Origin of the sequence: Candidatus Acidianus copahuensis (assembly GCF_000632495.1) — an archaeon.
Taxonomy (GTDB): Archaea; Thermoproteota; Thermoprotei_A; order Sulfolobales; family Sulfolobaceae; genus Acidianus; species Acidianus copahuensis.
Map to the genome: position 1 here is coordinate 117,727 of NZ_JFZT01000057.1, position 14,035 is coordinate 131,761.

Genomic DNA, 14,035 nt, shown 5'->3' on the forward strand with positions numbered 1-14,035 from the left:
ATGCATTGGAAAGAATCAAGATCGACAATCCCTTATGAAAAATTCATAAAGTGTATTTCGGACCTCTTAAACGCAAATAAGATAAGTTTTTATGAATTTGTTCCTCTTCGTTGAAGGAGCGTAATGTTCATTGAGCATAAATTAAATATATTTATGTTGTTAATTTTAGGATATTGGTTGATATCTCGTATATCTGCTTTAAATCTGGTAAATCATCGATCTTTCCAGAAAAGTTAACTAGTTCATCAATAAAATTTATTTGGAGTAAGTACTGAAATCCCATTTTTTTTATCTTCTCTTCCAAATCCTTTAGATCTAAATCTATACCTGGAGGAACCATGTTTATAATGAAGTAATATGGGATAAGACGAAAATTGGTAAACTTTAGGGCTTCAGTAGCGTATCTCATCGTTGAAGTTATAGATACGTTAGAGAAATCACTAACAAAGATCCCCATTATTTTTGATGTTGAAAACACAGAAGAGAATAACGTAAGCTCTTCCTTTATAAAGAAAAATGAAGGTGTAATCAAGGGAGGGTTGTCAACTATTAGTATGTCGTAGTCTGAAGAGATAATTCTCTTGTACTCATTAGCGAATTTTTCTTCTACTTTTTTGTCCTTTTCTAACAAATTCTCGTTCTTTTCCCATGATCCTATAGGGGCTATCAATTTCAATATTCCAAGTTTATGATCATCCCTAGTAATTTCCTTATAATAATCTTTAGTATCTTTTTCTTCATTAATTATACTAGATAATAATCCATCGCTTTCAATTCCTGCAATTCTCGAGGAGTACCCTAATAAGTCTCTATCTAACAGGATTACATTCTTGTACTTCGATAATTCCCTACTAAGAAGAAGGGCAAATGTTGATTTGCCAACTCCTCCCTTGATCCCCAGGATTGTAATCCGGATCATATGATCATATTAAAAGATAGCATATATAAACACTCCAATAGATTTAACATATTTGATTTTTTGATATAAAATCAAAAAATTCTTAATCAAGAAATTAACTTTTGAGTTTTTTTGCAACTTGTGTGACTCTCTTTCCTAGAAATCTCGCTATGATTCTTTCATTATTATCCAGTTCTTTTGAAGATGATAGGTGAGAGGCCCCATATGGACTACCTCCAGTCACGCTCGTAGATATTTCTGGGATACCATATCCCAAAGGGACTATGACCATTCCAAAGTGGAACGCATACGTAGCCATTGTAAGTATTGTAGTTTCATGACCTCCGTGCACGGTCGATGCCTCAGTAAAGAAACCTACAGGTTTTCCGTACAATGATCCCTTTTTCCATAGAGGAGCAGTTGTATCTAAAAATGTCTTTAGGCCACCTGCCATATTTCCGTATCTAGTGGGAGAACCTATAACGAATCCATCAGCCCACTCCATATCATCAAGTGAGACTTCTTGAATATCCTTTACACTATCTAATGGAATGCTATATTTCTCTATTAACTCTGGATATATTGTTTCTCTAACTCTTCTTAGTCTTACCTGTCCCCCTTCCTCCTCTGAACCTTTTGTTACTTCTTTAGCTAGGTCTACTATTGCTCCATACCCATAGAACAAAACAAGGATATTTACGCTCATAATTAACTAGACTTTTGATTACTTATAAAACGAATTCAACTTAGGAAAGTTAATAATGGTCAATATAATCTATAATTATGGAACTCGCTGATCTAATATCGGATTACGTAGAATCCATATCCTTCAATGATTTAGATGATCAGGAAATACATGAGGCAAAGAGAAGAATACTTGATAGCGTAGCTGTTGCATATGGTTCTCAGCAAAGTGAACCGGCTAAAATAGCTAGAAAGGTTTCTGAAGAATTCCAAGGCAATAATATAATGCTTTTTAGAGGAAGTAGCTCTCCAGATATGGCATCCTTTTATAATACGTTACTTATAAGGTACTTAGACTTTAATGATACATACCTTTCCTTAGAGCCACTCCATCCAAGCGATATGATAGGGGGTTTGATATCCTTAGGAAATGGTAAAAAAGGAAAGGATCTCATACTAGCCCTTATAGTTGGATATGAAATTGGAACTAGATTATGTGATTCTTTTTCATTAAGAAAAAAAGGATTTGATCATGTTAATTTTCTTCAAGTCGCCGCTGCTGCAGCAATGAGTAAGCTTCTTGCTTTAGATAAGAAGAGAACGTACAACGCAATATCACTCTCAATAATACCTCATGTGGCTCTTAGACAATCTAGGGTAGGTAATTTATCTATGTGGAAAGCAGGTGCTGCTGCAGAAGCAATTAGGAACGCAACTTTTGCTGTACTTTTGGCTAAAGAAGGTTTTACTGCTCCAGAAAGACCATTTTCTGGAGATATGGGATTTAGAATCATAGCTGACATACAAGTCGAAAACTTCAAGAATATGGGGACGAAGAAGATTTTGGATACTCTATTAAAGAAATATCCGGTTGAATATCATGCGCAAGCAGCAGTTGATATAGCTTTAGGGTTACTCTATGAGGGAGAAATAAGGAAAGTTGAAGTTGAGATTTATGAGGCTGGGAAGACGATACTTGCAGATAAGGAAAAATGGAACCCTAAGAATAAAGAGACAGCAGACCATAGTCTTCCGTTCATAATTGCAGTTTCATTACTCAGGAGAGAGTTCTGGCTAGATTCTTATTCTTTAATATTTGATCAAAAAATAAGAGAGTTAATGGATAAAATTGAGATTATAGAGAGAGAAGATTTTACCAAGGTTTATCCTTTAGAACTGCCAACGAGGATTACAGTATATACTGATAAGGGAAAGTTTGAGAGTGAAAAAAGAGTACCTAGAGGTCATCCAAAGGATCCGATGACAGACCAGGAAATAGAGGAAAAAGCAAAGAGACTTGGATTAATTAACGTTAAGAGATTCTGGGAGATTGAAGATATGAGGGTGGGAGAATTCTTGTAAAAGAATTCCAAATAGTACCTGGGGTATTTAACCCATTTAGTGCACTATTAGCTGAGAAGGTTGGATTCAGGTCTGTCTATTTATCAGGCGGGGCATATACTTCCTCATTAGGTCTTCCAGATCTTGGAGTTATATCGCTTACAGAACTTGAGGACGTTGTAAAGAAAATAAGGGAAGTTACAGAAATACCTATAATAGTTGACGCAGATACTGGTTTTGGCGGAGCTCTTAATGTTTATAGGACAGTTAGAGTTCTTGAAAAAGCTGGAGCTGATGCCATACAGATAGAGGATCAAAGGATGCCGAAAAGGTGTGGTCATCTAGAGGGTAAAGAAGTAGTTCCTCAAGAGGAGATGATACAAAAAATTAAGGCTGCAGTCCGCGCAAGAAAAGATGCAATGATAATTGCGAGGATAGATTCTAGGGGAGTTATAGGCTTAGAGGACGCAATAGATAGGGCGAAAGCTTATTTAGACGCTGGAGCTGATATCATATTTCCTGAAGCTTTGCAGAGCAAAGATGAATTTGAAAAGTTCGCAAAAGAGATTCGTTCTCCTCTTCTAGCTAACATGACTGAGTTTGGCAAAACTCCTCTAATAACTGCAGAAGAGTTTAAACAGATGGGATATACTTTCGTGATATTCCCTGTGACTGTATTTAGAGTAGCGGCAAGAGCTATGAAGGAAGCTCTAGAGACCTTGCTTAAGGAGGGTACACAAAAGAACCTTATGGACAAAATGATGACAAGAAAAGAGCAATACGAAATTATAAATTACTCGTTCTATGAGATGTTAGATAGAGAACTTGCAAAACTTTTATAATTATAGAAAAGTATATATCTTAAATGAGTTGTATGATAAGCTTTTCCAATTATAGAGGTGTTCATTCGTGAGTGTTAGTAAAGGCCTAGAAAATGTAATTATAAAAGCAACTAGACTAACTTACATTGATGGAGAGAGAGGGATACTAAGATACGGAGGATATGATATAGAGGATTTAGTAAATAACTCGAGTTTTGAGGAAGTAGCTTATCTCATGTTATATGGAAAACTTCCTAATTCCCTAGAACTTAGGAAAGTCAAGGAAAGAATTCAAGATTTTGAGATCCCTGAAAATGTTATTCATATCTTAGAAGAGTTACCAAAAGACGCGGACGCAATAGCTATGATGGAAACTGCTTTTTCTTCACTGTCTTCGTTCTATAATGCCTATTGGATAGGACCTAGAGAAAGGGCACTAGAAGTGATTGGTAAGGCGGCGACTATTGTAGCAAATATCTACAGAATTAAGGAAGGTATGCCAACTAGAATACCGGAGCCCTCAGAGAGCTACGCAAAGAGCTTCCTTAAGGCAATTTTCTCAGATGTTTCTGATATGGAGATAAAGGCCATGAATGCATCTCTTATTCTTTATGCCGATCATGAAGTACCAGCCTCGACAACTGCGGATCTAATTGTAGCATCAACTCTTTCTGACATGTATTCCTGTGTTGCTGCAGCTCTTTCAGCTCTTAAGGGTCCACTTCACGGGGGTGCTGCTGAAGAGGCATTCAAACAATTTGTTGAAATTGGAGATCCGTCTAACGTTGAAGCATGGTTTAACAAAGTTATAGCTGAGAAGAAAAGGTTAATGGGATTTGGGCATAGAGTTTATAAGACTTACGATCCTAGAAGCAGGATATTTAAAAAGTTAGCTAAGGAATTAAAGAGCGAAAGAGGAGGAAAATACCTTGAAATAGCAGAGAAATTAGAAGAAGTAGGAACAAGACATTTTGCGGAAAAAAAGATTTTTCCCAACACTGACTTTTATTCTGGAATTGTTTTCTACAGTATAGGTTTTCCTATTTACATGTTTACACCTCTGTTTGCGCTGTCGAGAACATTAGGATGGTTAGCTCATGCTATTGAGTATGTTGAAGACGATTACGGGATGATAAGACCAAGAGCTCTGTATGTCGGATCAGAGAAAAGAAGTTTTTAAGATAACCCATTAAGAATCTGTCTTCTAAAAAGCGTAGATAAAGTGAACATTTTTAACTTTATATGTCTAGGGGTTGGAGGCCTATATCATTCGGCGGACAAATTCCTTAAACAATGGTTATTTCCCTAACTTGAAGTTCCGCTCTGTGCAGATCCACCTGTTATACCCTTGAGAGACGTAACTTAATGTAGTGAGATAGTGTCATCGGTTCTCGTAACCTTACTCAGAATGCTTTCCATCACACTTCTGTGGGATAAGGGCGTCAACTAAAGCTCTATTACAAATTACTAAGAACAACCGAAAAGTTAGAGTAGTTCATAATATTAAAAGATCAAAAATATATATATTTATTAATTTTTTATAATAATGAATAAATTATTTACTTGATAATGATGGATTAGTTTTTTAAGTATTATGATTTTTACTTAGGTAATGAAAGCCGTTTATTTTGAGAAGAGTGGTATTGAAAATTTAAAATACGGAGATTTTCGAGATCCGGAGCTAGGGTCACATGATGTTTTAGTTAAACCGGTAATGGCAGGAGTCAATCCTATAGATTACTTCGTTGTCTCAGGATTACCAGTAACTCCTATTCCTCATATTCCGGGAGCCGAAATAGCTGGGGAAGTTAAAAAAACGGGAGATCACGTCAAAGGATTTCAAGAAGGAGATAAAGTGGTTGTTTATAACAGGTCTTTTGATGGAACATGCGATCTTTGTCTATCTGGAAAGGAACAGTTATGTAGAAACGGTGGAATAATTAGTGTAATAAGAAATGGCGGATATTCTGAATTTTTTTCTGTTCCAGAGAAAAATTTAATAAAGATTCCAAATGACCTTCATTGGGAAGTTGCCGCAAGCTTACCTGTAGCAGCTCTGACTTCATTTCATGCCTTGAGGGAAGCCCAAGTAACATTGGGGAGTACAGTAGTTATATTTGGAGCATCTGGTAATACAGGAATATTTGCGATGCAATTAGCGAGAAGGATGGGAGCGAGGGTTATAGCAGTTTCTAAGAAACTTTGGGTAAATGAGTTTGCAGACTACGTATTTCCTTATGAAGGGATTGAAGAGAATGTGAAGAGAGTTACTGGAGGGAAAATGGCTGATGTAGTGCTTAATTCAGTTGGTGGAGATCTATGGGAAGTTGCGTTAAAGGTGTTATCTCCTGGAGGTTCAATGGTTTTCTTTGGAGGACTTACCTCACAAAAAGCCGAAATTCAATTATCTGGAATTTATTCGAATCATCTCAAAATTATTGGAACTACAGGAGGAACTAGATGGGAGCTGGAGAATTTAACTAAAATGAATCTTACTACTAGAACTTGGAAAATCTTTAGACTTGAGGAAGCTAAAGAGGCCTTGTCTAACCTATTCTCTAAGGAGAGAGATGGAAGAATTCTGATAAGGTACTAATTTCCCTTCGTAAAAAAGATATATCGAAAATTTTTTAACAAGTAATTAGATGTAATGAGGTATGGATTCAAAAATAAGGACGTTAATTATTCTCTCTTTAATGCTTTTGATAATTAACTACGTTGAAACGATGGTTGTGCCGGCCTTACCTAAGATAGAGAAGGACTTCTCAATTTCTGCCGCATTGGCTGGATGGATTACATCAGCATATATGGTTGTAGCTGCAGCAACGTCGCCTCTAATGGGAAAGCTTTCTGATACATTCGGTAAGAAGAGAATGTATATAGTGGCAATAGGTTTTTATATAATAGCTGTGGCAACTGCAGGTTTTTCGCAGAATATCTGGATGCTAATAGCTGCTAGAGCTATTCAAGGTGTAGGATTCTCTGTTTTCCCTATAGCCATCGCTATAATATCAGATATTTTTCCGAGAGAAAAGGTAGCATTCGCCCAGGGTATACTTAGTGCAATGATAGGAATTGGTCCAGCATTAGGCCTTCTATTAGGTTCCTATGTAGTGCAAGATTTAGGATGGCCTTATGCTTTTCATACAGCTGCTATACTTTCTATGATTTTATTCATAATTTCAATAATATACATTCCTCATACTGGGCATAGACTAAAAGAAAAAGTAGACTATATAGGAGCAACGTTGATAGGTATAGCCTCTGTTATGTCTTTGGTTTACATAACTGAAGCACCATCAATAGGTTGGCTATCTATGGAAAACCTTACTCTACTTATTCTAGGCGGGATATTCTTTATAGCGTTCTTTTTGTATGAGAGAAGAGCTAAAGAACCGTTATTAAAGCTAGACCTCTTCAAAATAAGGAACTTTGCCGTAGCCAACATAGTAGGGCTAATATCTGGAGTTGGAATGTTTATGGTGTTTATCTTTCTAGTCTATTATGCTCAACTTCCTGCTCCATACGGCCTTGGACTCAGTATAATACAATCAGGTCTTCTTATGTCGCCGGTAGCGTTAGGTATGGTAATATTTGGACCTATTCTTGGAAAGATAATGCCAAAAACCGGACCGAAACCATTGCTCATATTAGGAAGCGTCTTATCGGCAATATCATATGTAATGCTTCTAGTTCATAGGTCAACAACGATTGATGTATTAGAGGACGGATTTATTTCATCAGTGGGTCTTGTCGCAGTTATTGTGCCTTTAGTTAATATGGTAGCCGTATCATTGCCAGATCAATATAGAACTACTGGATTAGGTATGAATACTTTGATGAGAACAATGGGGGGAGCAGCTGGCCCTGTGGTAGCTACTGCACTTATGGATACTTATCAAGTTCCTATAGTTACTATGATAAATAACCAACCTTATGTCTTTGGATTTGTTCCAGGTTCAACAGCATTTGATTATATAGCAATTGTAGGCATTGGTATAATGATTTTAACGCTAATTGGTTCGTTGTGGACAAAGAACTATAAATTTTCCAATAAACTCACAAGAAATATTGAAAATGAAATTATGGCTTCTAAACAATCAGATGCTTAGGAATTAACCTTTTACTTACCTAATTTTTTACCTTTTACAACTGAAAGCCTCGCTCTTTAGAGCGGGGAGGAGGTCAGTTTACTAACTGCACCTTTTTGTCTCTCTTTTTTTTTTGTCTCTCTTTTTATGATTCTGACTAATTATCAATTTCTTTTATGATTCCATTGTATTGAGTTTTCTATTCGAATATTATTACATTTCTACAATTAAATCTGCTTAAGTTCTTAGGCATAATTATTGTCACTTCACAATAAACATCATTCAATATTAGATACATTCAATTAATTAATATCTTAAGAGTATGTTGAGAATGAGTTCGCGATACATAGAAAATAAACTAGCATTTAAGAGTCAAACATCATATCTGGTTTAATTTTTCAAAATTTTCGGTTTACTCCTTGTTATTTAAGGTCTAGTATAATGATGGATTTTAGACAGTTACTAGGAGGTTTTGCGCTATTATTAACAGTATTTGTCGGTTTTTATTCTATTATGTATATAAATATAGGTAATATTCAAAACATAATAGATCAAGTAGGTAAAGAAATATCAGTAGGTAAAGAAATAAACTATAAACTTACAATCCTATGCCACAACGGAAATGACTACGCATTTCTAGTAGTTAATTCCCAAGAGCCGGCATACATAACTAAACTAATTTCATCATCCGGTAAACTTCTTGTAAATTTTAATAGATATGGAACAAATTTCTGGGAATTTCTTCCAATAAAATGTTCCTATTATGCCGGTCAGCCGATAGACATGGCATTAAATATGGAAGTGAATGGAAAACAAGGATATTCTATAACTGATACTGTAGTACAAAAAGCGCAACCTCAAATTACTTTTTGGGCTTCAGAATTTAGTGGTATTTTATATATTTATATAGAAAACCAGGGAAATATACCTATACTTATTAAATATATTACTGTTACTTTAGAAGTAAAAATTTCTAATAGCACTACATTTGAGTATTATCAACGTAATATTAATATGTGGGTTCTACCAGGGAAAACGATAGAAGTGTCTCTGATTATACCTATACAAACACTGTCATATAGCATTAACATATTTTACTACTATTTCTTTGGAAGCGGAGAAGAATATTAATTCAGATTTAAAAAAAAATATCATGAGTTTTATCTTATAAAAGGGAAAGTGTCTGAATAAATAGAGCTTAAGATAAATACGTCGTGGTTAGCAGTTTCACTTAAATTGTGGCATTTTTTCTAGAACACTTAATTTATCTTTTAAAAATAATCATAATTTAAGTCCCAGATGTGGGTAGGTAGATCAGAATCAGGATTATATGAGATCCGGAGAAGTCAAGTGTGTACGAGTCTCCTACAGTTATCAGTAGTATGGGTTGGGTTACCTCGCTAATGGACCAGATCGTTATGATGGAAACAGAACGTGGTGAAGACCGAGGATTTATAGATATGATAATAACTGTCTAAAAAACACAAACTCCGAAAATTCCTTTCTCTCAAAAAGAGGTAAAGAGATGCAAGATAAAACTGATCTTAACTAACGTAAATCTTATATATGGAAAAATTGACACAAGACTTCCTTGGACTAAGTAGGAAAAGACGCGTAACTAATTACTTCGGATGAAAGGAACATAATATTTTGGAGTATAAATTAGTCTTGTTTAACCCTTTCCCAATCATTACGCAGAAGGAGATTTTTATGATTTGTGGGAAATGAACGCTAAACTTTATAACAACAATAAGGACATTGCTTATGGAAATTAAAGCTCTCGTTAATTCTAAAGGAACTATTAGAGTTTTAGTAAATTCTCCAAAAAGTTTTGTATCATATCCTTTTGACGGTAAGGAAGTGGATCCCCAGCTTTTAGGTGAGATCAGTATTACTGAAAATACTCTAGAGGAGTTTAGTTTGGAAGGAATTCAGATCTCGATTCCTCTTTCACTGGAAGATCATGTTTTCGGATTAGGTGAAAAAGCCTTTAGTTTAGATAGGAAGAGACTAAAACTTCAAATGTGGAACGTTGATGTAGGGGCAGTGAGTAAATACGGTTGGCATACAGATCCAATGTATAAATCTATTCCGTTCTTTATCGTTATATCCGCGAATGCCGTTAAGGGATATTTTGTTAATTCTCCAACAAAGTTAATTTTTGACTTTGGCTTCGAAGATTATAGTAAAATAAAGATATATGTCCCTGAAAAATCTGTTGAATTATTCGTATTTAACGGAAAGAGCGTTGAAGAGATAATAGAGAATTATACTGAATTAACTGGAAAGCCATTTGATTTACCTATATGGGCTTTAGGATATCAGATAAGCAGGTACAGTTACTTTCCCCAGAAGTTTGTGGTCGAGGTTGTTAAGAAACATATAGAAAAGGGTTTCAATGTTTCTTCTATTTACTTAGATATTCATTATATGGATGACTATAAGATATTTACCTGGAGCAAGGAGAGATTTCCGGATCCAAAAGGTCTATCCAATACATTACACGATCTGGGTGTAAGATTGATAACAATTCTAAATCCATGTGTGAAGGTTGATCAACATCATGGTGACTTTAAAGATGCTGTAAAAGAGGAGATCCTTGTTGACGACAAAAAAGGTATATTTGTAGGTTCTATGTGGGCAGGAGAATGCTCTTGGATTGATTTCTTCAATGAAAAGGCTAGAGAATGGTGGAAAGGAAAAGTAAAGCAATGGATCTCTGACTATGGTGTTGATGGAATATGGCTTGACATGAATGAACCAACGGCCTTTGGTACGTATATGGCTTCACTTCCCTTCCATTCTATTCATCATACTCATGAAGGAGAAGCTACACACTTTCAGGTTAGAAACGCCTATCCATATTATCAAGCTTTAGCAACGTTTGAAGGACTTAAAGAGGCAGGTATTGAGAAACCCTTTATCTTGACTAGGTCAGCTTACGCGGGGATCCAGAAGTATGCTGCTGTTTGGACAGGAGATAATTATGCTACTTGGGACGACTTAAAACTTCAGACAGTTTTAGCTTTAGGATTATCGATAAGTGGAGTTCCATATGTAGGATGTGATATAGGAGCGTTCATGGGTCGAGGTAAGAACACTCCACCAGTAGACTTAGACCTCATTGTGAAGTATTATGAGACTGCACTCTTTTTCCCTTTCTTTAGGGCACATAAGGCAACTGACGGTATAGACCAAGAACCGTACAACTTGCCTTCGATTTACTCTGAAAAAATTATGGAATTAATTAGGTTGAGAGAGAAATTTTTACCTTACCTGAGCTCATTAGTTAGAGAGAGTAACATTACAGGACATCCAATACTAAGGCCACTTGTTTATAAGTATTTTAATGATTATGATGTTTATAAAATTGATGATGAATATATGGTCGGCGATTATTTACTTTATGCGCCAATATTATCTAAGGATAAGGAGAGAGAATTATACCTCCCGTCGGGAAAATGGATAAGCTTCTGGAGCGAAGACGAGTATGATGGTAAGAAATGGATTTCAGCTAGTGGATTGCCAATATTCATTGCGTGGAATTCGCTTATACCTTTAAAATCTAGGACAGGATTAGATTTTATAATTTATGGACAAAAAGGTAAGATTACATTATATGATGGTAATACTGTAGAATTTGATGGAAATATGCTAAAAACTAGTCAGGAAGTTGATATTGATAAGATAATTATTAAAGGAAAAACTGAAAAGGCAATTGAAATAGGAAAAAGGGTAAATAAGGTAAATATATCCATTTAAAACAGTATCTTTATCCTTGCAGTAAAGACAGATGTAAGGCCAGAACTTAAGATTGAGATTACTGTTCAATTAAGGCATATACAGATTAGTTTTCTAACATCTCCTTCATGTTATTAACAATGATCGTAATTGACGTAACGATGACATGATACAGATTTACTTAATGCGGGGGAACTTAACGCAGACTCTAAGACTTTTAATCTCTGCGTGGTATGAGAGAAAGGGTCTCACAAGGAGAGTTACATCATAGCAACAAGGAGACAAGATGGAAGAATGACAGAAAATGTTGATTTGTTTATGTTATATCCTGTGTGGGGTCGTGAAACTGTTTTGAATTCTAGAGTAGTAAAAGGTTTTTGAATGTATTTTAGAAATTTTTACGATAAGTCCCACACTGATGCTGTGCACTGCACAAAGGTGTGGGGTGATGTCTATAGGGATCCGTGCCGTTGATCCCAATGCCTTGTGATCTCACACTGGAGGTAGTTGTACTATTGATGAAGGTGTGGGTGAGAGGAGAAAGCCCTTAGAGGACTGAAATACACTAAATGACCCCAAGGCACCCTCTAGGGGCAAACGGTGGGAAATACCCTAAACCCTGTGAGTTTACCTTCTACCTCGTTTAAGGTTAACGATGATGCAGTAAGATGTTCAAAAGGTCAGAGTAGTTTACTTGTTCTTAGTTTTATGTCTTTAAAGTTGAATCTATGTTGTTTTATTGCCCAATTATATTTATAGCCGAAAATATACTGAAATAATAGATGATTACTCCTTTAATTAACTAAAAATAAAATGATTATAGGAAATGTTTTTATAGCCCTCACATGATAATGATATTTAAGGTGCGAAAATGTTTAACTTTAATCCCGGAGATATAGCAATAATAGTTATTGTAGCGCTTGTGCTATTCTTCGGTTCTAGTAAGATTCCGGATTTGTTTAGATCGATGGGGAAAGCTGTTGGAGAGTTCAAAAAAGGTAAGTTAGAGGCAGAGATTGAAGCTAATCAACTTCAAACTGAAGCACAACAGACGCAGGCAAAGGCAACTGAATCTCAATCTCAGCAACCACAAAATGATACAGTATCGCAGTTGCAGAAACAATTACAAGATCTTCAAAATCAGCTTGAGCAATTAAAGAAGACGTCAAATCAAACCTCTTAAATTCATTATCTTTTTTAAAAAAGATTAGTGGAAGGGGGAGGTAGTTGTTAGGTAATTTATCTGATATTTTTATACTTGTTGTAGTTGCCCTTCTATTGATGGGAGGACAAAAGGATATTTCTGGTACTGTAAGGAATATAGGAAAAACGTTAAACGAATTTAAGAGAAGACAAGCAGAATTTAGGAACGAGCTTGAAAGAGAACTATCTCCTGTAGATGAAATGGCAAAGGATATGAGAAAAGATATATATTCTATTTCTTCTGAGACTAAAAGAGACTTATCAGATACTCCCTCCTATCCAAGTTATCCAAGACTTGTAAGGCCAGCTTCATCTATAAATAATGAAGCTCGAATAAAGGAGTTAGAAAGGCAAATAAGCGATCTTCAAAAAGAATTGGAGAGGTTAAAGAATGACGGCAAGAACTGATGAAGTCTCCAAGGATCAAGAAAAACCTCTTCTTTCCCATCTTTCAGAATTAGCTCTTAGATTAAGAAAAGCTATTATTACACTTTTTCTTGCATTTATTATATTTTTCGCATTTGGTATAACGTTCATTAAAATTGGAACTTTAGTTGTTCCTATTCCTTACCCTAACTTATTTCATAGCTTCTCGACGATTGCAATATATTATTTTATTCATCATGATTTGCCATCAGGTCTCCAGGTAATTAATATAAGAACATTTGATCCGCTATACGCATCAGCGCAAGTATCCTTTCTCTTTTCTCTGGCGATTTCAGTTCCTGTTTTTGTAAAGGAAATTTGGGGATTCGTGTCTCCCGGACTTTATGAACATGAAAAGAGGATAGCTAGATCTCTTATAGTACCTGCAGCCCTCCTCTTTTTAGCGGGGGCTTCATTCGCTTATTTTATTATTGTACCAGTCATGATGGATTTCGTGCTTCTTTATGTAAATTCCCTCGGTATAGAGCCTACAATAAGTTTAAGTTCATTTGTAAGCACATTGGTCACTTTAGTAGCAATAACTGGAATAGCTTTTGAGTATCCCTTAATTATGTCTATTCTTACCTATGCTGGGATAGTTAAGGCTGAGAGCTGGAAGAAGAATTGGAGATGGGGTATCCTAATATCGTTCATAATTGCATGGATAATTTCTCCTGGAGTTACTGGAGGAGTTATAGAAACGACTATAGGTGTAATACTCTCAATTCTATACTTGGCAGGTACTGTAGCATGTGGAATAATTGAGAAGAAACAACGTCAGATTTCTGCAACTAATAAAGGTTTGAATCCTAGAATTTAGTTTAGATTTT

Annotated in this window: 12 protein-coding genes; 10 read left to right on the forward strand and 2 right to left on the reverse strand. The window is 35.5% G+C overall.

Annotation, left to right across the window (positions count from 1 at the left end; translation table 11 throughout):
- Window positions 1-151: 151 nt before the first annotated feature.
- Window positions 152-919, reverse strand: coding sequence for a tyrosine-protein kinase family protein (locus CM19_RS10765; RefSeq protein ID WP_048100436.1), 768 nt, complete (start codon window positions 917-919; stop codon window positions 152-154).
- Between the two features lie 94 nt (window positions 920-1,013).
- Complete coding sequence (wrbA, locus tag CM19_RS10770) at window positions 1,014-1,604, reverse strand: NAD(P)H:quinone oxidoreductase (RefSeq protein ID WP_048100437.1); 591 nt, start codon at window positions 1,602-1,604, stop codon at window positions 1,014-1,016.
- A gap of 77 nt (window positions 1,605-1,681) precedes the next feature.
- Here wrbA and CM19_RS10775 point away from each other — a divergent pair, with 77 nt between their 5' ends.
- The 10 genes from CM19_RS10775 to tatC all read left to right on the forward strand — a co-directional run bounded on the left by CM19_RS10775 (window position 1,682) and on the right by tatC (window position 14,025).
- Window positions 1,682-2,944 carry an MmgE/PrpD family protein gene (locus CM19_RS10775; RefSeq protein WP_048100438.1) on the forward strand — a complete coding sequence of 421 codons (1,263 nt, stop codon included), beginning with the start codon at window positions 1,682-1,684 and terminating at the stop codon, window positions 2,942-2,944.
- The gene (gene prpB / locus CM19_RS10780) at window positions 2,935-3,765 is read left to right on the forward strand and encodes a methylisocitrate lyase (protein WP_048100439.1); all 831 of its coding nucleotides are present in this window, start codon (window positions 2,935-2,937) and stop codon (window positions 3,763-3,765) included. The genes CM19_RS10775 and prpB overlap by 10 nt, the downstream gene beginning before the upstream one ends.
- A gap of 67 nt (window positions 3,766-3,832) precedes the next feature.
- Entirely contained in the window at window positions 3,833-4,924 is a 1,092-nt protein-coding gene (gene gltA, locus CM19_RS10785; RefSeq protein WP_048100440.1) for a citrate synthase, read from the forward strand.
- Window positions 4,925-5,356: 432 nt separating this feature from the next.
- Entirely contained in the window at window positions 5,357-6,340 is a 984-nt protein-coding gene (locus CM19_RS10790) for an alcohol dehydrogenase catalytic domain-containing protein (protein ID WP_048100441.1), read from the forward strand.
- A 61-nt stretch (window positions 6,341-6,401) separates the two neighbouring features.
- Window positions 6,402-7,856, forward strand: coding sequence for an MFS transporter (locus CM19_RS10795; protein ID WP_048100442.1), 1,455 nt, complete (start codon window positions 6,402-6,404; stop codon window positions 7,854-7,856).
- Between the two features lie 420 nt (window positions 7,857-8,276).
- Entirely contained in the window at window positions 8,277-8,966 is a 690-nt protein-coding gene (locus tag CM19_RS10800) for a hypothetical protein (RefSeq protein WP_048100443.1), read from the forward strand.
- Window positions 8,967-9,599: 633 nt separating this feature from the next.
- On the forward strand, window positions 9,600-11,597 hold the full coding sequence (gene malA / locus CM19_RS10805; RefSeq protein ID WP_048100444.1) for an alpha-glucosidase MalA: 1,998 nt from the start codon (window positions 9,600-9,602) through the stop codon (window positions 11,595-11,597).
- 850 nt (window positions 11,598-12,447) lie between these two features.
- Entirely contained in the window at window positions 12,448-12,759 is a 312-nt protein-coding gene (locus tag CM19_RS10810; RefSeq protein ID WP_048100445.1) for a Sec-independent protein translocase subunit TatA/TatB, read from the forward strand.
- A 44-nt stretch (window positions 12,760-12,803) separates the two neighbouring features.
- On the forward strand, window positions 12,804-13,187 hold the full coding sequence (locus CM19_RS10815; protein WP_048100446.1) for a twin-arginine translocase TatA/TatE family subunit: 384 nt from the start codon (window positions 12,804-12,806) through the stop codon (window positions 13,185-13,187).
- Entirely contained in the window at window positions 13,171-14,025 is an 855-nt protein-coding gene (gene tatC, locus CM19_RS10820; RefSeq protein ID WP_048100447.1) for a twin-arginine translocase subunit TatC, read from the forward strand. The genes CM19_RS10815 and tatC overlap by 17 nt, the downstream gene beginning before the upstream one ends.
- Window positions 14,026-14,035 lie beyond the last annotated feature (10 nt).